This window comes from Psychromarinibacter sp. S121, assembly GCF_049801035.1.
In the GTDB taxonomy this organism is placed as follows: Bacteria; Pseudomonadota; Alphaproteobacteria; order Rhodobacterales; family Rhodobacteraceae; genus Psychromarinibacter.
Genome location: NZ_JBNAGE010000004.1, coordinates 57,614 through 78,130, shown reverse-complemented (window position 1 = coordinate 78,130; position 20,517 = coordinate 57,614). Strand labels below are relative to the sequence as shown.

Annotated in this window: 26 protein-coding genes; 20 read left to right on the top strand and 6 right to left on the bottom strand. The window is 64.5% G+C overall.

What is annotated here, in order from left to right; translation table 11 throughout:
- The first annotated feature begins 3 nt into the window (after positions 1 to 3).
- Positions 4 to 279 (top strand): hypothetical protein, encoded by a 276-nt coding sequence (locus ACP156_RS18935; RefSeq protein ID WP_425052936.1) that lies wholly within the window; start codon positions 4 to 6, stop codon positions 277 to 279.
- Between the two features lie 10 nt (positions 280 to 289).
- Positions 290 to 979, top strand: coding sequence for a DUF1523 family protein (locus ACP156_RS18930; RefSeq protein ID WP_425052935.1), 690 nt, complete (start codon positions 290 to 292; stop codon positions 977 to 979).
- A gap of 22 nt (positions 980 to 1,001) precedes the next feature.
- Here the strand turns inward: ACP156_RS18930 and ACP156_RS18925 are convergent, their stop codons facing one another.
- On the bottom strand, positions 1,002 to 1,241 hold the full coding sequence (locus ACP156_RS18925) for a hypothetical protein (protein WP_425052934.1): 240 nt from the start codon (positions 1,239 to 1,241) through the stop codon (positions 1,002 to 1,004).
- Positions 1,242 to 1,379: 138 nt separating this feature from the next.
- Between ACP156_RS18925 and ACP156_RS18920 the strand changes: the two genes are divergently transcribed.
- The 4 genes from ACP156_RS18920 to ACP156_RS18905 all read left to right on the top strand — a co-directional run bounded on the left by ACP156_RS18920 (position 1,380) and on the right by ACP156_RS18905 (position 3,930).
- A complete protein-coding gene (locus tag ACP156_RS18920; protein WP_425052933.1) occupies positions 1,380 to 2,069 on the top strand; it encodes a M48 family metalloprotease in 690 nt (229 codons plus the stop codon).
- Positions 2,070 to 2,157: 88 nt separating this feature from the next.
- Positions 2,158 to 2,406 carry a DUF6455 family protein gene (locus ACP156_RS18915; RefSeq protein ID WP_425052932.1) on the top strand — a complete coding sequence of 83 codons (249 nt, stop codon included), beginning with the start codon at positions 2,158 to 2,160 and terminating at the stop codon, positions 2,404 to 2,406.
- 207 nt (positions 2,407 to 2,613) lie between these two features.
- On the top strand, positions 2,614 to 3,048 hold the full coding sequence (mscL, locus tag ACP156_RS18910) for a large conductance mechanosensitive channel protein MscL (protein ID WP_425052931.1): 435 nt from the start codon (positions 2,614 to 2,616) through the stop codon (positions 3,046 to 3,048).
- 237 nt (positions 3,049 to 3,285) lie between these two features.
- Complete coding sequence (locus ACP156_RS18905) at positions 3,286 to 3,930, top strand: SH3 domain-containing protein (protein ID WP_425052930.1); 645 nt, start codon at positions 3,286 to 3,288, stop codon at positions 3,928 to 3,930.
- Here ACP156_RS18905 and ald read toward each other — a convergent pair.
- Entirely contained in the window at positions 3,927 to 5,045 is a 1,119-nt protein-coding gene (gene ald, locus ACP156_RS18900; protein ID WP_425052929.1) for an alanine dehydrogenase, read from the bottom strand. The two genes, ACP156_RS18905 and ald, sit on opposite strands and share 4 nt — an antisense overlap.
- A 130-nt stretch (positions 5,046 to 5,175) precedes the next feature.
- Here ald and ACP156_RS18895 point away from each other — a divergent pair, with 130 nt between their 5' ends.
- The 4 genes from ACP156_RS18895 (at position 5,176) to ACP156_RS18880 (ending at position 8,609) form a co-directional block, all read left to right on the top strand.
- Positions 5,176 to 5,637 (top strand): Lrp/AsnC family transcriptional regulator, encoded by a 462-nt coding sequence (locus ACP156_RS18895; RefSeq protein WP_425052928.1) that lies wholly within the window; start codon positions 5,176 to 5,178, stop codon positions 5,635 to 5,637.
- 76 nt (positions 5,638 to 5,713) lie between these two features.
- Positions 5,714 to 6,439: an STAS/SEC14 domain-containing protein gene (locus ACP156_RS18890; protein ID WP_425052927.1), complete on the top strand. Its 726-nt coding sequence runs from the start codon at positions 5,714 to 5,716 to the stop codon at positions 6,437 to 6,439.
- A gap of 115 nt (positions 6,440 to 6,554) precedes the next feature.
- Positions 6,555 to 6,872 carry a hypothetical protein gene (locus tag ACP156_RS18885; protein ID WP_425052926.1) on the top strand — a complete coding sequence of 106 codons (318 nt, stop codon included), beginning with the start codon at positions 6,555 to 6,557 and terminating at the stop codon, positions 6,870 to 6,872.
- Positions 6,873 to 6,875: 3 nt separating this feature from the next.
- Positions 6,876 to 8,609 carry a methyl-accepting chemotaxis protein gene (locus ACP156_RS18880; RefSeq protein WP_425052925.1) on the top strand — a complete coding sequence of 578 codons (1,734 nt, stop codon included), beginning with the start codon at positions 6,876 to 6,878 and terminating at the stop codon, positions 8,607 to 8,609.
- Positions 8,610 to 8,889: 280 nt separating this feature from the next.
- Here the strand turns inward: ACP156_RS18880 and rpsU are convergent, their stop codons facing one another.
- Positions 8,890 to 9,096 (bottom strand): 30S ribosomal protein S21, encoded by a 207-nt coding sequence (gene rpsU, locus ACP156_RS18875; protein ID WP_057812606.1) that lies wholly within the window; start codon positions 9,094 to 9,096, stop codon positions 8,890 to 8,892.
- 125 nt (positions 9,097 to 9,221) lie between these two features.
- On the opposite strand from rpsU, the gene ACP156_RS18870 reads away from it, so the two are divergent.
- From ACP156_RS18870 to ACP156_RS18860, 3 genes are all read left to right on the top strand, one after another.
- Positions 9,222 to 9,956 carry a COQ9 family protein gene (locus ACP156_RS18870; RefSeq protein ID WP_425052924.1) on the top strand — a complete coding sequence of 245 codons (735 nt, stop codon included), beginning with the start codon at positions 9,222 to 9,224 and terminating at the stop codon, positions 9,954 to 9,956.
- 7 nt (positions 9,957 to 9,963) lie between these two features.
- Complete coding sequence (locus ACP156_RS18865; protein ID WP_425052923.1) at positions 9,964 to 10,950, top strand: NAD(P)H-quinone oxidoreductase; 987 nt, start codon at positions 9,964 to 9,966, stop codon at positions 10,948 to 10,950.
- 161 nt (positions 10,951 to 11,111) lie between these two features.
- Entirely contained in the window at positions 11,112 to 11,915 is an 804-nt protein-coding gene (locus ACP156_RS18860) for an aldo/keto reductase (protein ID WP_425052922.1), read from the top strand.
- 6 nt (positions 11,916 to 11,921) lie between these two features.
- On the opposite strand, the gene ACP156_RS18855 is transcribed toward ACP156_RS18860, so the two are convergent.
- Positions 11,922 to 12,551, bottom strand: coding sequence for a ribonuclease T2 family protein (locus ACP156_RS18855; protein WP_425052921.1), 630 nt, complete (start codon positions 12,549 to 12,551; stop codon positions 11,922 to 11,924).
- A 127-nt stretch (positions 12,552 to 12,678) separates the two neighbouring features.
- Between ACP156_RS18855 and ACP156_RS18850 the strand changes: the two genes are divergently transcribed.
- Positions 12,679 to 13,443: a DUF1013 domain-containing protein gene (locus tag ACP156_RS18850; RefSeq protein ID WP_425052920.1), complete on the top strand. Its 765-nt coding sequence runs from the start codon at positions 12,679 to 12,681 to the stop codon at positions 13,441 to 13,443.
- Positions 13,444 to 13,610: 167 nt separating this feature from the next.
- Positions 13,611 to 14,513 carry an oxygen-dependent coproporphyrinogen oxidase gene (gene hemF, locus ACP156_RS18845; protein ID WP_425052919.1) on the top strand — a complete coding sequence of 301 codons (903 nt, stop codon included), beginning with the start codon at positions 13,611 to 13,613 and terminating at the stop codon, positions 14,511 to 14,513.
- Positions 14,514 to 14,523: 10 nt separating this feature from the next.
- On the opposite strand, the gene ACP156_RS18840 is transcribed toward hemF, so the two are convergent.
- The gene (locus tag ACP156_RS18840; RefSeq protein ID WP_425052918.1) at positions 14,524 to 16,215 is read right to left on the bottom strand and encodes a tryptophan halogenase family protein; all 1,692 of its coding nucleotides are present in this window, start codon (positions 16,213 to 16,215) and stop codon (positions 14,524 to 14,526) included.
- Between the two features lie 122 nt (positions 16,216 to 16,337).
- Complete coding sequence (gene hemE, locus ACP156_RS18835) at positions 16,338 to 17,366, bottom strand: uroporphyrinogen decarboxylase (RefSeq protein ID WP_425052917.1); 1,029 nt, start codon at positions 17,364 to 17,366, stop codon at positions 16,338 to 16,340.
- Between the two features lie 141 nt (positions 17,367 to 17,507).
- Between hemE and hemC the strand changes: the two genes are divergently transcribed.
- The 5 genes from hemC to nusG all read left to right on the top strand — a co-directional run bounded on the left by hemC (position 17,508) and on the right by nusG (position 20,491).
- Positions 17,508 to 18,458, top strand: a complete 951-nt coding sequence (gene hemC, locus ACP156_RS18830) for a hydroxymethylbilane synthase (protein WP_425052916.1) — start codon at positions 17,508 to 17,510, stop codon at positions 18,456 to 18,458.
- A gap of 69 nt (positions 18,459 to 18,527) precedes the next feature.
- Positions 18,528 to 18,728 (top strand): preprotein translocase subunit SecE, encoded by a 201-nt coding sequence (gene secE, locus ACP156_RS18825; protein WP_425052915.1) that lies wholly within the window; start codon positions 18,528 to 18,530, stop codon positions 18,726 to 18,728.
- A 111-nt stretch (positions 18,729 to 18,839) separates the two neighbouring features.
- Complete coding sequence (locus ACP156_RS18820) at positions 18,840 to 19,058, top strand: DUF2945 domain-containing protein (RefSeq protein ID WP_425052914.1); 219 nt, start codon at positions 18,840 to 18,842, stop codon at positions 19,056 to 19,058.
- A 273-nt stretch (positions 19,059 to 19,331) separates the two neighbouring features.
- Positions 19,332 to 19,685, top strand: a complete 354-nt coding sequence (locus ACP156_RS18815) for a hypothetical protein (RefSeq protein ID WP_425052913.1) — start codon at positions 19,332 to 19,334, stop codon at positions 19,683 to 19,685.
- A gap of 272 nt (positions 19,686 to 19,957) precedes the next feature.
- Positions 19,958 to 20,491 (top strand): transcription termination/antitermination protein NusG, encoded by a 534-nt coding sequence (gene nusG / locus ACP156_RS18810; RefSeq protein WP_425052912.1) that lies wholly within the window; start codon positions 19,958 to 19,960, stop codon positions 20,489 to 20,491.
- Positions 20,492 to 20,517: the final 26 nt, after the last annotated feature.

Genomic DNA, 20,517 nt, shown 5'->3' with positions numbered 1-20,517 from the left:
GCCATGAACCTTGTCCGACTTGTCGTTTTCGGGTTCATCGGGCTCAGCATCGTATATGGGCTGGTCTGGCTGTACTCTCGTTCCGTCCGGCGCGAGAAGCTGGAAAAGGCTTGGGAGGCGGACAATCCCGAAGGCGGTGACCCCGAGGCGCGCGCGCGCTATGTCGAGGAAGGGATGCAGGACTACCATTCCTCGATCCGGCCGAAGCTGATCCTGCTGGTTTACATCATCCCCGCCGCGATGGTGATCGCGGTCCTGATCCTGACGAACTGGAATTGAGGCGAGACGCATGGTCTATGTGAAATGGTTCTTCCGCATCGTGGCGTTCGTGCTGGTGTTCGGCACGCTGGGCTACGTGCTGCCGCGCCACGACGTCGCGCGGATCACCGGGACCGAAGTGATCCGGATGGATTTCTCGTCCTTCAACCGGATGTTCTATGCCCAGTCCGACAGCGGAAACGTCGAGGGCGAGACGCGCGACCTGCGTCTGATCAACACCTACAAGCGCAAGACGTGGCTGTTCGGGTTCATCCCGCGCGACAGCTACGGGGTGATGGTCTACCGCAACGAGGACACCGGCTGGATCTGGCCGCCGTACTTCAAGTTCGACAGTTCCGATCTTCAGGCCGAGGCGTCGAACCTTCAGTCGACGGCGGCCGATCCTCAGTGGGTGGTCATCACGCAATACGGCTGGCGGAACCGGTTCTTCACGATCTATCCGAACGCCATCGCGATCCGTCCGATCGACAGCCCCGACGACAGCCCGTTCCCGTGGTTCAACGTATTCTTCTTCGTATTCGTCGGCGTGGCGTGGCTGTTCATCCGCGCGATGTGGCGGCAGTTCCGCGAACGCTCGGTCGACCCGGCGATGGAGCGCGCCGGAGAGGCTTGGGATGCGGCCGATGCGCAGATCGACGAACGGCGCGGGCGCTTCCGCAAGTGGCTGGACAGCTGGAAAAGCAAGCCCAAGCGTTACTGACAAGGCGTCGCCGGGGGGGCTGTCAGTCCTCGTTCCGGCGCAGGCGGTAGACGCCTTCGGGAAGGTTCAGCGCGGCTGACAGGTCGCGCAGCTGCGCCATCGACAGGGTGATCTTCTGAAGCCTGTCCGTGTGCGGGTCCAGCTGTTCGACTGTGACGCAGTCCTCGAAAGCGTTGACGATGACGTCTTCCTGAAGGTGGACGCTGCCTTCGTCGACAAGCGTGACGACCGTCGCGTCGAAATCGTGTTCGATGGTAAACATGCCCCGACCCTAGCCGTGCGTCTGCGCTTTGCACAGGGCCATTCGGCGGTGGAATGCGGTGCGCGGATCGTGATCGAGGGGCCGCTGGCGTCTGCCGCTGCGGCCACTATGCTGGCGCTGCCGTCAACAGAGTGTTCCATGCCCCGTTTCCTTTTCCTGCCGCTGTTTCTGTGCCTTGCCGCTTGTGGCGAGATCCTTGTCCCGACCGAGACGTCCACCGGCCCCGGAACCCTGTCGCCGGCGGGCGCGGGGACCAACCTTGCCGCCGTGGTCGACCGGACCGTGCCGGTCGCCGAGCAGGTCTGCCGGGCCGAGCGCATCGTGCGGAATTGCGACTTCGTCGTCCTGATGGATTCTGATCCGACCGTCGCGCCGAACGCGTTCCAAACCGAAGGGCCGAATGGCGAGGCCGTCATCATTTTCACCGCGTCGCTGCTGGCAGAGATGCAGAACGACGACGAGATCGCCTTCGTGCTTGGTCACGAGGCGGCGCATCACATCCTCGGCCACATCCCGAAAGCGCGCGAAAGCGCGGCGCGCGGGGCCGTTCTGGCCGCGATTCTTGCAGAGATGTCCGGTGTAGAGGGCGACGACCTGATCGCGGTGCAGTCCATCGGCGCAGAGCTTGGCGTCCGCAGTTTCGCCAAGACGTTCGAGCTTGAGGCGGACGCGATGGGAACCGTGATCTCTTCACGGGCCGGGTACGATCCGCTGGTGGGGGCCGCGTATTTCCAGCGTATTGACGATCCGGGCAATGTCTTCCTGGGAACGCACCCGCCCAATGCGGACCGGATCGCTATCGTGCGTCAGGTGGCGGCAACCCTCTAGCGGCTTGATCCTGATCAAAGCGGGGCGCGGCATTTGGGTCTATTCTTCAACTTATCAGACAGGTTGGGGAATGCCGGAGGTCACTGTCATGAGCAATCGGATGGAAGACGCCGACACGGCCTGCCTGATGCAGGGTATGTCGCGGGTACTGGGAACCAGCGCCGACCAGATCGAGGGACGACTGGGTGGCGAGCGACTGCGGGACATGGTGACGACATGCCGGTCCTGTACGCGGTCCGATGACTGTATCCTGTGGCTCGTCGAGAACGAGGCGGGGGCCCGGAGGGCGCCGGGCTACTGTCTCAATGGCGAGCAACTGGAGGTGCTGACGCGCTAGCGCGCGAGGGCGTTTAGGGCGCGCTTGGTGCAAGGCACTCGCAAGTCGCCGTCTCCGGAGAGGCCGAAAGGCCCGGCTTCGGGGGCGGCGCAAATGCGTCTGGTCGGCGACAATCCCCATAATCCGAGAGCTTTGTTCAGAAAGTAATTAAACTTTCTTTCGATTCCCGTAATCTGACCGCGCAAGGTGCGAGCGAAGGGACAGATTATGCTCAACGAATTCAAGGCATTCATCGCCAAGGGCAATGTCATGGACATGGCCGTCGGCATTATCATCGGCGCGGCTTTCACCGCGATCGTCAATTCCATGGTGAACGACCTGATCAATCCGATCATCGGCCTGTTCCTTGGAGGGTTCGATTTCACCAACAACTTCCTCGTGCTCAGCGGCGACGGCGAATATGCCTCGCTTGACGCAGCGCGCGAGGCCGGTGCGGCGGTCTTCGCCTATGGCGCCTTCATCATGGCGATCATCAACTTCCTGATCATTGCTTTCGTCGTGTTCATGCTTGTTCGCTACGTGAACAAGGTCCGCGACATGGCGGTGCGGAACGAGGATGAACCCGCCGAGGCCGCGCCCGCGGGGCCGACCGAACTGGACGTGTTGCTGGAAATTCGCGACTCGTTGAAAAAGCCGGCCTGATCCGGAAATGGATGGCCCGCCGCGCGCGCGTCGGCGGGCCGCTTCCCGGCATGGCGGGAAAAACCGAATGCCATGCTAATATGCGCTGAACGATTTCATCGCGGCCGAATCATTACCGGTGGAGGGCCATGATTTTCGGGCGCTTCGCATCGGTTCGCTTTTACGGGCCGTCGCTTGGGCAGGCAGGCGACTGCCGTCCGATTTGAAGACACGTATTTGTTGACGGAGGACTTGATAATGATCGCCAAGGCACTTCTACCTCTCGCAGCCTGCGTTGCTGCCGGGTTCGCTCCGGCGGCGGTTCAGGGCGGGCAGGCGACGCTGGGTGGCGCGGCGGGTCTCAGGGCCGGTCCCGACATGCTGTACGAGGTAGTCGCTACCGCGCCGGCGGGCACGCGGGTACAGACGATGGATGGCGCGGTGACCTACGCCCGGGGCGGATCGGTGATCGCGACGATCGAGCACGTTTCCGGTTGGACGCTGGTCCGCCTGCCCTCGGGGGCGAAGGGCTGGGTGCAGAACGCGCTGCTTGGGGCTCCCGTTGCCTTGCCGGTCGAGCCGGCGGTTGCCGTTGTCCCGACGCCGGCACCGCAGCCCGTCCCCGTACCGCGCCCGACGACCGACCCGCTGGTGACAGCGGTCGCGCCGGTGTCGGCCCCGCCCGCGCCCACGGGTCCATCCGCCGCCCGCTATACCTCGGTCGTGTGGCCGTCCGAGGGCAAGCTGGACCTGCGCTCTGGCCCCGGCGACGACTTCGCCGTCTTGCGCGGGATGGAACGCGGCGACTGGGTCGCCGTGATCGAAAAGGACGGGCCTTGGGTCATGGTCGAGCACGAATCCGGCGTGACCGGCTGGACCCTCAGCGCCGAACTGACCCGCTAGGCCTTGAGCGCCAGCGACGGGGATAGAACGTCGATCCCAAGCGCCTTGCCGACCGGGTAACTGGTCAGCTTGCCCGCGTGGACGTTCAGCCCTTCCAGTAGGTGCGGATCGTCCTCGCAGGCTTTCCGCCATCCCTTGTCAGCCAGCGCCAGAAGGAACGGCATCGTCGCGTTCCCCAGCGCGATGGTCGATGTCCGCGCGACCGCGCCCGGCATGTTCGCCACGCAATAGTGCATGATGCCATCGACCTCGTAGATGGGGTCCTCGTGAGTGGTGGCCTTCGAGGTCTCGAAACAGCCGCCCTGATCGATGGCGACATCGACGATGGCGGCGCCGGGTTTCATCGTCGACAACTGCGCGCGCGACACCAGCTTTGGCGCGGCCGCGCCGGGGATCAGCACGGCGCCGATCACCATGTCCGCTTGCGCGACCAAGTCGGCGGTGTTCGCGGCAGAGGCATAGCGGGTGCGGAACTGCCCGCCGAACACGTCGTCGAGATAGCGCATCCGCGGCAGCGAGCGGTCAAGCACCGTCACTTCGGCGCCCATCCCGGCAGCGACGCGCGCGGCGTTGGTGCCGACGACACCGCCACCGATGACCACGACCTGTGCCGGACCGACGCCGGGGACGCCCCCCAGCAGCACGCCGCGCCCGCCATTCGCCTTCTGCAACGTCCACGCTCCGACCTGCGGCGCGAGTTTGCCTGCGACTTCTGACATCGGTGCAAGCAGGGGAAGCCCGCCCGCCGCATCGGTCACAGTTTCATAGGCGATGCAGGTCGCGCCCGACGCCAGCAAGTCCGCCGTCTGCTCCGGGTCCGGGGCGAGGTGGAGGTAGGTGAAGAGGATCTGACCTTCGCGCAGCATCTTGCGCTCTGCCGCCTGCGGTTCCTTGACCTTCACGATCATGTCCGCCGCCGCGAAGACTTCGGCCGCAGAGCCGGCGATGGTCGCGCCAGCCGCGATGTAATCCTCGTCGGTGAAGCCGGACCCGACGCCCGCGCCGGTCTCGACCAGCACCGCGTGACCGTGCATCACCGCTTCGTTGGCGGCGTTGGGCGTCACGCCGACGCGAAATTCCTGCGGCTTGATTTCCTTCGGGCAACCGATCTTCATGGGTATCCTCCTCGCTTTGATCCAGCATGTCGGGGGCGCGGCGCAAACTCTTCGGAATTTTCGTGCCAAACCTTCTGTCTTGGCGTAGATCCTGCGGCAAAGTGGCGCAAAGGCGGGAGGAATCTGCGACATGACCGAGCTGGACGACACCGATCGCCGAATCCTGCGGACGCTTCAGAAGCGTGGTCGCATCTCGAACGCAGAGCTGTCGGAAGCGGTTAACCTGTCGCCCTCGGCCTGTCACCGCCGGGTGCAGCGGCTAGAGACCGAAGGGGTGATCGCGCGTTACGTGGCTTTGCTCGATCCGCGCAAGCTGAACCGGCCGACCACCGTGTTCGTCGAGATCACGCTGTCCGGGCAGGCGGAAGAGGTGCTGGATGCGTTCGAGCGCGAGGTGGCGCGGATTCCGGATCTGCTGGAATGTCACCTGATGGCGGGTACGGCCGACTATCTTCTGAAGCTGTCCGCCGAGGACACCGACGATTTCGCGCGGATCCACCGGCGCTATCTGGCACGGTTGCCCGGGGTCGCGCAGATGCACTCGTCCTTTTCGCTGCGCACGGTGTTCCAGACGACTGCCCTGCCTGTGTGACATTTTACCGGGTCTCCTGTGAGCAGGTCTGCCCCGTGCCTATATGCTGGCAGGGAGTTATTCGGAGGGACCTGTCATGATGGAACTGAAGGAAACGCACCGCGACGACATGCTTCATGTGTACGTCTCGGGCAGTGTGACGGACGCCGACTACCGCGATGTGCTTATGCCCGCGATCGATGCGGCGACCGAGGGCGACGCGCGTCTGCGGTTGCTGATGGAAATGGAGTCGAACGCCGGCGACTTCACGCTTGGGGCGCTGTGGGACGATGCGCGCACCGGGCTGAAGCACTGGCGCGGCTTCGACCGGATCGCGGTCGTGACCGGCTCCAAGGGCGTGGCGCGCGCGATCAAGGCGTTCGCGGTGATCCTGCCGTGCCCGGTCATGGTGTTCCATCCCGGACAGGTGGACGAAGCGAAGCGCTGGCTGACCGAGTCGCTGGGCGCGATCCATCAGACCGACCTTGGCGACGGGGTGCTGGAAATCCAGTTGCTCGGGAAGCTCGACAGCGCTGTTTACGATGCCGAGGTCGAGCGGTTGAACGCCTTCATCCGCGCGAACGATCGCTTCCGCCTGCTGCTGGACATCCGCGACTTTGATGGCTGGCAGGGGTTCGGCGCGCTGGGCGAGCATTTCAAGCTGGTTCGTGACCACGCACCGATGCTGGAAAAGGCCGCCATCGTCGGCGATGCCGGCTGGCAAAAGATGGCGGTGGGGCTTGGTAAACGCGTTCTGGGCAAGGATGCGCGCTATTTCGAAGCCGAAGACCACGCTGCCGCGCGGGACTGGCTCAGGTCCTGACACGACCTGGGCGACATACAGGGCGGTCCGTCTCGGCCGCCCTTTTTTGTGCGTGCATGTTCAGACCGACTTAAACATTTGTCTCCTATACCCGGCCCAACCTGAACGAGGTGCCGTGGTGCGTCTGATCCTATTCGCCTTTCCCCTGCTTGCCGTCCTGTCTGGACCGGTCGCCGCCGTTGTCGGCGGCACGCCCCGCACGGACTCGCCGATGCTGGTGATCGTCCCGCCTTGGCTGGACGCCGCCAGCGTCGTCGACGGGGCCGGTGGGCGGCTTGTCGGTCCGGTGCGCGCGCCGTTGGCGGTCTTCGCCACGGTGGCCGACGGGGCCGGGCATGCCGCGACCTCTGATTTCGTGCGCCGGGTTCGTGACGAAGGCGCCTGGTGGGTGACGGACGGCACTGCACTTGCCGCGATTTGTGGAGTGGGCTGAGGTATGAATACAGAGCAAAGCGAACTGGACAGAAGCCGCGACGTCGCAACCCGGCGTCTGATGATGTGCGCCTGGGCCGGCGTGCCTACGGTGGCTTTGGTGGTCCTGTTGACGGGCTCGCAAAGCTGGGTGGCGGTCGGCATCTCGGCCGCTTTCGCGGCGCTGGGCCAGGTCGGCATGCGCACCGGCGGGCGTTTCGGTCGCATCGCGGTCGGGCAAAGCATGGTCGGTCAGGCCATCGGGCTGACCGCGGCTTTCGCCGGCCACCCCTGGCAGCTGGATGCGCATATGTCCTTCTTCGCGGTTCTCGCGGCGATGGTGGCGCTTGTCGGGGTCCGCGCGATCATCTTCGGCGCCGCCACGATCGTGCTGCACCATGTCTCGCTCAGCATCCTGCTTCCGTCGCTGGTCTATCCGTCTTCGGACATCTTCGCCAATATCGAACGGTCGCTGTTTCATGGCGCGGTCGTGCTGGTTGAAACCGCCGCCTTGGTGATCGCCGTGCGGATCCGCCTGAAAATGGATGCCGAAAGCCAGGCCCGCAACGCCGCGCTGGAAGAGGCAAAGCTTGCGACCGACGAAGCGCTTGCCCAGGCGCGCGCGGCGCAGGCCGATGCCGAAGCCGACCGCGCAGAGGCAGAGGCCGCGCAATCGAAGGCAGAGGCGGCGACGGCGACGGTTCGCGCGCAACAGGCCGAGGCGGATGCAGCACAACAGCGGATGCGCGAGGCCGAGGAACGCGAGGCTGAATCGCGCCGCAAGATGACGGAGCAGCTGGCGCAGGTTCTGGAGGCGCTGAAGATCGCCTTGCGGGGGCTGTCGACCGGCGACCTGAACACACGCATCAATGCCGCCTTCGCAGAGGAATACGAACCGCTGCGGGTCGATTTCAACGAAGCGCTGGCACAGTTGTCGGAAGCCCTGCGCGACGTGGCCGAATACACCGATCGCATCCGCAACGACGCATCGCAGATCAACAGTTCTTCGGAAGAGCTGTCGATCCGCACCGAACGTCAGGCCGCGACCCTACAGGAAACCGCAGCGGCGCTGACCGCGCTGACCACCTCGGTGGACGAAGCCGCGTCTATGGCGGAAGACGCCTCTTCCTATGCTGGCGAAGCACAGGACAAGGCCAGCGCCGGTGGCGAGATCGTCGAACGGACGGTGGCCGCGATGAGCCTGATCGAATCGTCCTCGGGCAAGATCGCAAGGATCACCAATGTCATCGACGACATCGCCTTCCAGACCAACCTTCTGGCCCTGAACGCGGGGGTCGAGGCGGCGCGCGCCGGAGACGCCGGTCGCGGCTTTGCCGTCGTCGCCTCCGAGGTGCGGGCGCTTGCGCAGCGGTCGTCAGAGGCGGCGCGCGAGATCAGCCAGCTTATCTCGTCCAGCGGACAGCAGGTTCAGGAAGGCGTGCAACTGGTCGGCCGGACCGGCGAGGCGCTTGAAGGGATCGTGACCGCCGTGCGTGAAACCGCCGAGCGTATCGGTCGCATCGCGACAGAAACCCGCGCCCAGTCCGGAAGCCTTGCAGAGATCACCAGCGCTGCGAACGAACTGGACAAGGTGACCCAGCAGAACGCGGCAATGTTCGAGGAAACGACGGCTGCGGTCGGCTCGATGAACGCCGGCGCCGAAGGGCTGTCCGGCGCGGTTGCGGCCTTCCGCTTCGGGGACGAGCACGGGGCCGAGGACGAGCAACTTGCCTGGGACAGCGCGCGCAAGTCCGCCTGACCGGACATGCTTCTGATGCGGTCGCGAACCGCGTTGGCTTCAAAAGCCGTCCGAACGCGACATGAAGGGCGGTGGTGTCCGCCGAACCGCTCGCAAAAGATCGGGCCAGTGGTTGTCCAACTCCGAAAGCCGCAGACAAAACTGCCGTCGTGGTGATAATCGTCACCCGGCGGCAGCAGTGCGTTTCGGCAAACGCGACCCCAGAAATGACAAACCCCCGGGCAATGCCACGGGGGTCGTCTGAGCGGCGGGTCGCCCCGCCGGCCAAGCCTCGTCAGTCTTAGAGAAGACCTTCGCGCTGGGCTTTTTTGCGTGCGAGTTTGCGGGCGCGGCGGATGGCCTCGGCCTTCTCGCGTGCGCGCTTCTCGGAGGGCTTCTCGAAATGTTGCCGAAGCTTCATCTCGCGGAAGACGCCCTCACGCTGCAGCTTCTTTTTCAGAGCCCGAAGGGCCTGATCGACATTGTTGTCGCGAACGCTGACCTGCATGTGGTTGTCACCACCTTTCTAAGTTAGGGTTGCGGAAATTGCAGGAAGTGGCCGTATAGCAAAGGCAAGCTAGCTTGTCCACCTATAGGCGGCCGGCGATAACGCGGGCGAAGACGGAGGAGCCGATGACCGATCCATCCACCGAAAATGGCAGTGAAACGACGGGGCGCGGTGCTGTTGCTGCGGACCGTTCGCAGCTTCTGGACGCGATCCTTCCGCACGTGGCGTTCGACGGCTGGTCCGAGGCCAGCTTCCGCGCTGCCGCGGCCGATCTTGGCCTTACGACAGCCGAGGCGCGCGCCATCGCACCCCGTGGCGCGCTGGATATGGCGGTGGCTTTTCACAAACGCGGCGACGCCGCGATGCTGGACCGCCTTGACCGCGCCGACCTTGCCGAGATGAAGATCCGCGAGCGGATCACCTTCGCGGTGCGCGCCCGGATCGAAGCGATCGACGACCGCGAGGCGGTGCGCCGCGGCTCTGCCTTCTTCGCGCTGCCGCAGAACGCGCCGGAGGGCGCGCGCCTGATCTGGGAGACCTGCGACGCGATCTGGACCGCGCTTGGGGACCCGTCCGACGACATCAACTGGTACACCAAACGCGCGACGCTGGCCGGGGTCTATGGCTCGACCGTGTTGTTCTGGCTTGGCGATGACAGCGAGGGGCGGGCCGAGACATGGTCTTTCCTCGACCGGCGGATCGAAGACGTGATGCGGATCGAAAAGGTAAAGGCGCAAGTCCGGAAGAACCCGGTTCTGAACGGCCTGATGGTGGGACCGAACTGGCTGATGTCGAAGGTGAAGGCGCCGCAGCACCGCGACGCGTCCGACCTTCCCGGACACGTGCGCGGCGAAGGATAAGCCGACAATGACCGACATGATGACCGCGATCGAGATTGCCGAGCCCGGCGGACCGGATGTCCTGCGACCAACGCAACGGCCGATCCCCGTGCCGGGTCACGGACAGATCCTCATCCGGGTGGCCTATGCCGGTGTGAACCGGCCCGACGCCCTGCAACGCGCGGGCAGCTATCCGCCGCCTCCGGGGGCGTCGGACCTGCCGGGGCTCGAAGCAAGCGGAACCGTCGCGGCGGTTGGCCCGGGCGTCACGGCTTGGAAAGAGGGCGACGCGGTCTGCGCACTGCTGCCGGGGGGCGGGTATGCCGAGTACGTGGTGACGTCGGCCGATCACGCCCTGCCCGTACCCAAGGTGCTGGACATGGCCGCCGCCGCCTGCCTGCCAGAGACGTTTTTCACAGTGTGGACCAACGTGTTCATGCGGGGCGGACTTGCGGCGGGCGAGCGGTTCCTCGTGCATGGCGGCTCGTCGGGCATTGGCACCACGGCGATCCAGCTTGCCGCGCATTTCGGCGCGCGCGTCTTCGCGACCGCCGGCAGCGCCGAGAAATGCGCCGCCTGTGCGAAACTGGGGGCCGAGCGCACCATCAACTACCGCGACGAGGATTTCGTCGAGGTGCTGAAAGCCGAAGGCGGAGCGCACCTAATCCTCGACATGGTCGGCGGCGACTATATTCCGCGCAACGTGCGCGCGCTGGCGGACGACGGCCGGTTGGTTCAGATCGCCTTTCTGTCCGGCCCGAAAGTCGAACTGAACTTCGCGCAGATCATGGCGCGGCGGCTGACCGTGACCGGCTCGACCTTGCGGCCGCAAAGCGACGCGTCGAAGGCCAAGATCGCGGACGGGTTGCGGGCGCATGTCTGGCCGCTGCTGGAGGCGGGGCGCGTCGCGCCCGTGATGGATTCGACATTTCCGCTTGCCGACGCCGCCAAGGCTCATGCGCGCATGGAAAGCTCCGAGCATATTGGGAAGATCGTTCTTCAGGTTGTCGACTAGCGGGCGCAAACGACCGCAAAATGCACGCAATTGGTGCAAGTCTAAAACGAAATTCGCCCCCTAGGGGCGAAAATAGCTAAAAAGCAGCAGTTCGGACCTATGGGGCTGAACTTTTTGCCGCCTTGCCCGTTTCTCCAATACGAGAACGGAAAGGTATTAAATTGCTTACTGAGATTCCGCAGATCGGCTTCGGCACCTGGACACAAACGGGTGGCGAGGGCGAGAAGCTTGTGACTGCTGCATTGGAAGCCGGCTATCGGCACATCGATACGGCCGACGCTTACGATAACGAGACAGAAGTTGGTAACGCCGTCGCTGCAAGCGGCATCCCGCGCGAACGGCTTTGGATCACCACCAAAATTCCCGCGTCCAAGTACGGCGAAGTCCGCAAGGCCGCCGAGCAAAGCCTTGGCCGCCTGAAAGTGGATCAGGTGGACCTGTTGTACCTGCATTGGCCGTCGAATGACATGGCGATGGAGGATTATCTGAAACCGCTGGCGCAGGCGCAGGACGAGGGGCTGGCCCGGCATATCGGGGTTTCGAACTTCAACAAGGTCCTGGTCGACGAAGCGGCGCAGATCCTTGGCGGCCCCGAGCGGATCTTCATGAACCAGATCGAACTGTCGCCGTATCTGGCGAACACCCCCATCGTACAGCACTGCAGGTCGCTGGGCATCGGTCTGACGGCCTATTCCCCGCTGGCGCGCGGCAAGATCAAGGGCGACCCGATCCTGAAAGGGCTGGGCGACGAACTGGGCGCGACCGAGGGGCAGGTGGCTTTGGCCTACCTGATGTACAAGGGATACGTCGTGATCCCGACATCGTCGAAGCCAGAGCGCATTGCCGAGAACCTTGCGGCAAAGGACCTGGAATTGTCGGACGCGAACATCGACCAGATCGACCGGCTGGATCGCAAGAAACGCATCGTCGACCCCGACTTCGCGCCCGAGTGGGACGCTTATTGACGAGGGTCAGTCGATCGGGTCCAGCAGCGCGTCGGTCATCGAACAGTCGCGCCGGACATCCCGGCCACAATCGCGGAACTCCAGATCGCGGGTAAGGCAGATCCGCGCTTCTTGGATGCGTCCGGACTGACAGGTGATGGTGATCGCGTCCGCCGCGAGTTCCGGGTTATCCTTCAGGAAGGCCTCTTCGATGACCGAGGCGGGAACCGTGACGGCCTTGTCCAGCCGGCGCAGTACCTCGGGGCGCCTGATCCGGTCGTAGGCCAGCCGCGCAAGCGTGAAATAGTCGTCGGAACTCAGCCCGGCGCAGCGCCCGTGTTTCTTCCACTGGTGCCAAGCCGAACCAGAGCTGCCCATGATATCGGCCATCGCCGCGGTGTCGGCCCGCGACGGATTGCGGGTGTTGTTCCGGCAATAGCTGGGCCACCCGTCTTCGTACTGCGGCCACAGCCCGTGCAGCACCCAGCCGAAGCCTTTGCCATCATCGCATTGGGGGCTGCCAGAGGCGTCGCCCTCCAGCGCGCACCACGTCGGCGACCATGACAGAGACAGCACATAATAGTCGAAATCGCCCGGTGTTTCGCCCTCGGCGAAGGCGGCGCTCGCGGTCAGGAACAAGGCTGCGATCCAGCGCATGGGGGCTTTTCCTTTGGGCAATTTGAGGCTATATGAGCCGCCAACTTCCCCGAAAACGAGGATAGGGTCCAGCCGGACCAGCCGTTTTCACGGCGAAGAAGGTATTTGTCGAAGGAGACGCACGATGATGGCGAAACCGATCATGGCGAAAGCCACCGCTGTCTGGCTGGTGGATAACACGACGCTGAGTTTCAAGCAGATCGCGGACTTCTGCGGCCTGCACGAGCTGGAGGTTCAGGGCATCGCGGACGGTGACGTCGCGGCCGGCGTGAAGGGCTTTGATCCGATCGCCAACAACCAGCTGACTCAGGAAGAAATCGACAAGGCCGAGAAGGACGTGCTGTACAAGCTGAAGCTGAAGCACAACCCGGCTGCCGTCGGCGAGGAAAAGCGGCGCGGTCCGCGTTACACCCCGCTGTCCAAGCGGCAGGACCGGCCGAACGCGATCCTGTGGCTTGTGAAATTCCACCCCGAGTTGTCGGACGGCCAGATCTCGAAGCTGGTGGGCACCACCAAGCCGACGATCCAGTCGATCCGCGAGCGGACGCACTGGAACATCGCGAACATGCAGCCGATCGACCCTGTTGCGCTGGGCCTCTGCAAGCAGATGGAACTGGACGCCGCGGTGGCCAAGGCTGCCAAGAAGCTGGACGCGGTTATGACCGACGACGAACGGCGCAAGCTGGTGTCGACCGAGCAGAGCCTCGAGATGGATACCGATCCGAAGATCCCGACCGCGATCTCGGGTCTCGAGACGTTCTCGCTGTCGGACGATCCTCGCGGTGACGACGACGACAAGGAAGAAAATCTGCCGGACGCCGACAGCTTCTTCAACCTGCCGTCGGGCGACGACCAGCCCGATGTCGATGACGAGGACGACGACAAGCGCTGATCCCGGCGCGACCGATTTCGATAAACCCCGGCCCCTGAGCCGGGGTTTTTCTTTTGCGGCATCGGTGCGGTCGCAGGGCCGGATGCGACGCTATCTCCCGCCTTCTGCCAGTTGACGCCGACGGCGCGGGCGCGCATCTGTCCGGCGACGCGACGAAGGAGACCACCATGTCCGACCAGAGCGAAGGTTTGTTCGACGACCGCAAGTCCCGCGCTTCGGGCTGGTTCCGCGAGTTGCGCGACCAGATCGTAAGTGCCTTCGAGGCGCTGGAAGACAGCCAGACCACCGGCCCCTTCGCAGACGCACCCGCCGGGCGGTTCGAGGTCACCGAGACTCGCCGTGCGGCTGAAGGCGAGGCGGATGCCGGCGGTGGTCTGATGAGCGTCATGCGCGGCGGTCGCGTGTTCGAGAAGGTCGGCGTCAACGTCTCGACCGTTTATGGCTCGCTGGGCGAGGCGGCCCAGAAGTCGATGGCGGCGCGTGGTGTCCCCGGCATTGCCGAGGATTCCCGGTTCTGGGCGTCCGGCATCAGCCTGGTGGCGCATATGCAGAACCCGCACACGCCCGCTGTCCACATGAACACGCGCATGTTCTGGACGCCGAACGCGTGGTGGTTTGGCGGCGGTGCCGATCTGAACCCCTGCATCGAGTATGACGAGGACACCGTGGATTTTCATGCCGCGTTGAAGGCCGGCTGCGATCCGCATGGGGATGACCTTTACGACCGTTTCAAGGCGTGGGCGGACGAGTATTTCTATATCCCGCATCGCAAGCGGGCACGGGGCGTCGGCGGGATCTTCTATGACGACCGGAACACGGGCGACTGGGAGGCGGACTTTGCCTTCACGCAGGATGTCGGCCGGGCATTCCTGCCCGCCTTCCTGCCGGTGACCGAGCGCCGTCGGAACACGCCGTGGACGGAAGCCGACAAGGAGACTCAGCTGGTCCATCGCGGGCTTTATGCCGAGTACAACCTTGTCTACGACCGCGGCACCAAGTTCGGACTGGCGACCGGTCACGACCCGGACGCCGTCCTGATGAGCCTGCCGCCCCTCGCCAAGTGGCGCTAGGCAGAGCCGTCTAAAGCAGGCTTGCGCCTTCGTCTTCCAGTGTGTCGGGCGCTGGCGGGGCTTTCGGCAGATGCGCCATCGGCGTCCCGGGCAAGGGCACCGTCGCCTGTGGCATCGCGAAGCCGCCCATCGCGGGCTGCGCTGGCTTGGCGCCGCCGGGGGTGATCTCGCCCCGCATCTCGGCAAGATAGCTGCGATGATCGCAGGCTGCGCCGACCGCCTGTTTCACCTGACCCCGAACCTGCCCGAGGTAGGTCTTCCACTTGTCCGCATCCAGCCGCGACCCGCGCGCCAGCTTGCCGCGCGCGAATCCGGTTTCGTAGACGCGTTTGCCCAACAAGACGGCCTGATAGGTGATGTGGTCGAACAGGATCGAACTGGGCAGGTCCAGCGGGCCGGGCAGGGCATAGCGCCATGTCTCGATCAGCTCGGCCAAGCGGTCGGGGACTTGCAGCTCTTCGCGGGCGTCGATCCAATACTGGCTGTCGGTGCGGTTGCCGAGGGCATAGTGGAGGATGATGAAATCCCGCACCTCGTCATACATCCGGTCGGTCAGCCGGTTGAAATGATCGCGCAGCGGCGGGGCGAAGTCGCTGTCGGGGAAATAGGTGGTCAGCCACCGGACGCCCATGTCGATCATGTGGATCGCCGTCGACTCAAGCGGCTCGATGAAGCCGCCGGACAGCCCCAGCGCGACGCAGTTCTTTACCCAGGCGTGCCGGCTGCGCCCGATCCGCATCGGGATTACCCGCGGCTCTGCGTCCTTGCCGGCGGGACCGAGGTGGGCAAGAAACTCGGCACGCGCTTCTTCGTCGGTGCGGTGCGCGCTGGAAAAGACATAGCCGGTGCCGATCCGGTTATAGAGCGGTACGCGCCAAGACCATCCGGCCCCCAAGGCCGTCGAGCGAGTGACGGGCTCAAGCTTCTGCTTGTCGAGATGCGGGATCTGCACCGCCATGGCGCGGTCGTTGGCGAGGTAGCGGGAATAGCTGACGAAGGGCTCTTTTAGGGCCTGATTGATGATCAGGCCTCGGAAGCCGGTGCAGTCGATGACCAGTTCCACCGGATGCCGGCCCGATTTCTCGAGATGCAGCGCCGCGACGTATCCGCGCTCATCCAGTTCCACGTCCTGCACGTTGTCGCGGAGGTGATTCACTCCTGCGGCGACACAGGTCTTCTGCATCAGGCCGGCGAACTTTCCGGCGTCGAGATGGTAGGCATAGCCGATCTTCATCTTCTGATCGAACTCGCCCGCCCCCGACATACGCGGCGCGCGGCAGGCGTTGATCAGGTCGACCGTGGGCGAAAAGGTCTGGACGAAATCCAGCGCTCCCGCGCCAAGGTCGCTGTAGTAGACGCCCAGTTGCTGCGTTCCGATCGCAGGCGGACGGGCAAAGGGGTTTATGTAGGATATCGGCTTGCCGTTGCGGTCCCGGTTCCAGTCAGTGAAGTCGACACCAAGCTTGAACGAGGCATTGCAGGTCTTGAAGAACTCCCGCTCGGAGATGCCGCACTGGTGCAGCGTGCGGGGCATGTTGGGAACCGTGGCCTCGCCCACGCCGACGGTGGCGACATCGGGCGACTCGATCAGGGTGATCTTCACCTTGCGGCCCTGTTGCAGCCCGGTCTGCAGCAGCATCGCCGCCATCCATCCAGCGGTGCCCCCGCCGACGATGGTTATCTCGCGGATCGGTTTCGCCATGCCGATGCTCCCCCCACGGTGTGACCTTGGAGAAGCCTAAACGGTGACCTAGCGGAAAGTCACCTGTTTGCGGCCCGAGGGCTTAGCAGGGTTGTCGCTGGGTCACAGCACGGCGGCGATGGTCAGCCGCGGATCGCTTCCAGCAGGACGTTCACGTTCTCGGGGTCGGCGTCGGGGGTGATGCCGTGCCCAAGGTTGAAGATATGCGGCCCACCGGCGAACGCCGCCTTGATCCGCTTGGCCTCGTCGATCAGCTTCTGACCGCCCGTCACCATCAGCTTCGGGTCAAGGTTGCCCTGTACGCAGCCATCCTTCTGCACATGTGCTACCGCCCACTCGGCGTCGACCGAGTTGTCGAGCGCCACGCAGTCCGCGCCGGTGGCCTTGGCGAAGCCTTCGTAGGCCGGACCTGCCTCGCGCGGGAAGGCAATGATGGGCAGACCCGGATGGCGCTTCTTCAGTTCTGCAATGATGCGGCGGGCCGGGGCGACCGCGTATTGCTGGAAAGCGTCGGCGGGCAGGGAGCCGGCCCAGCTGTCGAACAGTTTCACGACTTCCGCACCTGCGTCGACCTGTGCCGAGAGATATTCGATTGTGGCCTCGGTGATCCGTTCCATCAGCGCGTCGAACAGCGCCGGGTTCCCGGTGCGCAGCGCGTGCGCCGGAGCCTGATCGGGCGTGCCGCGACCGGCGATCATGTAGGTCGCCACGGTCCATGGCGCGCCAGCGAAGCCGATGAGGGTCGTCTCTGCCGGCAGCTCGCGCGACAGGATGCGCACGGTTTCGTAGATCGGCGACAGCGTGTCATGCACGGCAGCCGCCGGTTTCAGTACGTCGAAATGCGCCTGCGCGTCGATGGTCGACAGGCGTGGACCTTCGCCGGTGACGAACCACAGGTCGGCGCCAAGCGCCTGCGGCACCAGAAGAATGTCGGCAAACAAGATGGCCGCGTCGAAGCCGAAGCGGCGGATCGGCTGAAGCGTGACCTCTGCCGCAAGCTCGGGGTTGTAGCACAGCGACAGGAAATCCCCGGCCTGCGCCCGCGTCGCGCGGTACTCGGGCAGGTAGCGTCCCGCCTGCCGCATCAGCCACGCCGGCGGCACCGCCTGCGTCTCGCCCGCCAGCGCGCGGAGGATCGTCTTCGAAGCCATTCCCGTCTCCCTTTCGTTCCGGTGACAGGTCTAGCGCCCGGCGTCCGGAGTCAAGCGGTTCGCAGCTTCCGCGCCGCCATGACGCGGCGCCGATGTCGCGCCCCGTTTTCCTTCCCGCACAGTTCGGTTATGGCGGAAGCCATGACGATGCCCACACCCCACGACCCGCTCAAGATCGGCACCCGCGGCTCGCCGCTGGCGCTGGCGCAGGCGCACGAGACGCGCGACCGTCTGGCCGCCGCCTTCGACCTGCCGTCCGAGGCTTTCGCCATCGTGGTGATCCGCACCACCGGCGACGATGCGGCGCTGATCGCGAAGGACAAACCGCTGAAAGAGCTGGGCGGGAAGGGGCTGTTCACGAAAGAGATCGAGGAACAGCTTTTGTCCGGCGGCATCGACATCGCGGTGCATTCGATGAAGGACATGCCCGTCGAACAGCCGGGCGGTCTGGTGCTGGACTGCTATTTGCCGCGCGAGGATGTGCGGGACGCGTTCATCTCGCCGACGTTGGGCGGTATCGCGGAGCTGGCCGAAGGCGCGGTTGTCGGAACGTCCAGCCTGCGGCGGAAGGCGCAGCTTCTGAACCGGCGGCCCGACCTGAAGGTTGTCGAGTTCCGGGGCAACGTGCAGACCCGGCTGCGCAAGCTGGCCGATGGCGTGGCCGAGGCGACGTTTCTTGCCAAGGCGGGACTGAACCGGATGCCGGACCTTGATGTGCCGCACCGCCCCATCGACCCCGATGACATGCTGCCCGCCATCGCGCAGGGCGCAATCGGGATCGAACGGCGTGGCGACGACAGCCGCGTGGCCGGGATGCTCGAAGCGATCCACGACGCGGTCACCGGCACCCGTCTGGCGGCCGAGCGCGCGTTCCTCGCCGCGCTTGACGGATCGTGCGAAACGCCGATTGCGGGGCTTGCGCAATTGGACGGCGGGCGGCTGCGGTTGCGGGGAGAGATCCTGCGCACCGATGGCTCCGAAGCGCTGGCCGACGCCGCTGAAGGCTCTGCCGAGGACGGCCCCGAGATGGGCCGCGCAATGGCCGCAGCCCTGTTGTTGCGGGCGGGCGAGGGGTTCTTCGACTGGAAGTGACTCCGGTGCCGCTTGAAAAGCGCGCCGAAAACCCGTATCTGCCGCCCGATCCGATCCAGAGGAATGACGATGGCCACCCGTACCAATCCGCTTCAGTTCATTCAGCAGGTCCGTGCTGAAGTCGCCAAGGTCGTCTGGCCGACCCGCCGCGAAGTGCTGCTGACCACCGTGATGGTCTTCGTGATGGCCTCGCTGACGGCCGTGTTCTTTTTCCTGGTCGACTGGATCATCCGGTCCGGCCTGCAGATCCTGCTGACCTACGTCGGCTGATCATTCTCCGCCGCGGCGGAAACCTCCTGAAACCTGTCCCAAGCGCCGTCCGGCCATTGCCGTGGGCGCGCTTTTGCCTAGGTCTTTCCCCAAATCTTTGGAGGAAAGCGAATGGCGAAGTACGGCGAAGGTGACAAGGTAGAATGGAACTGGGGCAATGGCACCGGGACCGGCACCGTCCAGACGGTCTATACCCGCAAGACCACCATCAAGGCGCAGGGGTCCGAGGTGACCCGCGACGCTGACGAGGACAACCCGGCCTACCGGATCGAACAGTCCGACGGCGACGAAGTCCTGAAATCAGAGAGCGAGCTGACGAAGGCGTCTTAGGGCGGGCGCGACGGGCGAGTGAGCGGCGTTGGACAGCGCCTGTCGTGGTGGCGGATTGTCCATCGTCGCGCATGGCGATGGCTTGCTCCGCCTTTCTTGGCTGCGTACGAAGCACCTGATTAACCGAGATAATTTCGCCGCTTGATCATTGTCGTCAGCGCTGATCGCTCCCTCGTGTTCATTGCATCACATTAGGTTAGCGAGGGTCTCGGCGCCCAATGGCGGACATATTCAACCTGTTAATCACACCCTCCCTAAACGGAGGAAATCCTTATGAAACGTGCCCTGCTTGCTTTGACTGTTGTTTCGATGCTTGGCGCTTGTGCCCAGCAACCAAATCAGGTCCAGGCGATTCCGGTCTCGACGATGAACTACAGCGGTATGACCTGCCACCAACTCGCTGCCGAACGTGCCGACATCATCTCGCGCGTGAACACGCTGTCCGCGGCCCAGAAGCAAAAGGCCGATCAGGATGCGGTCGCGATGGGAATCGGAATGATCCTGTTCTGGCCGGCTCTCTTCGCATTGACCGCAGGTACGGACCAGGGTCCGGCGCTTGGCCAGGCGAAGGGTGAATTCGACGCAATCGAGAAAAAGCTTCGCGAACGCGGCTGCGTTCGCGCCTAGCGGCGACTTTAAAGTTCTTGTCGGCATCCGGCCCCGAAGAGCGGGCCGGATGCCGTTTCTTTAACGCGGCGCCAGTTGCGGTCGTGGCGCTTTGGCCAACAGCCGTGGGTCAATCGGCTTGAATTCCGCCGGATTGCACTGTATCGGGGCCGAACTTCCCCGACATGGCGAGCATCGAATCGAGTGGCCCGCCTCAGTGTGTTTGGGGATCATTGGGAAAACGGCGCGAATTTTCCTCGAAAATTCGGGCGCAGATCAGGACGGACGACGGTATGGCCAAGCGTTGGTATTCGGTGAGCGTGCTCTCGAACTTCGAGAAGCGGGTGGCGGAACAGATCCGGCACGCCGTCGCCGACGCCGGTCTCGAAGACGAGATCGAGGAAGTGCTGGTTCCGACCGAAGAGGTCATCGAGATCCGGCGCGGCAAGAAGGTCACCGCCGAGCGGCGCTTCATGCCCGGCTACGTGCTGGTGCGCATGGAGATGACCAACGCCGGCTATCACCTGATCACCTCAATCAACCGCGTGACCGGCTTTCTTGGCCCGCAGGGCAAGCCGATGCCGATGCGCGACGCCGAGGTGAATGGCATCCTGAACCGCGTCGAAGAAGGTCAGGAAGCGCCGCGCACCCTGATCCATTTCGATGTGGGCGAGAAGGTCTCGGTCACCGATGGTCCGTTCGAGGGCTTCGACGGCATGGTCGAGGAAGTGGACGACGACAACCAGCGCCTGAAGGTGTCGGTGTCAATCTTCGGCCGCGCGACGCCGGTCGAACTGGAATACACCCAGGTGTCCAAGCAGGGCTGAGCCGAATGGCGGGGCGAGCCCGCCAT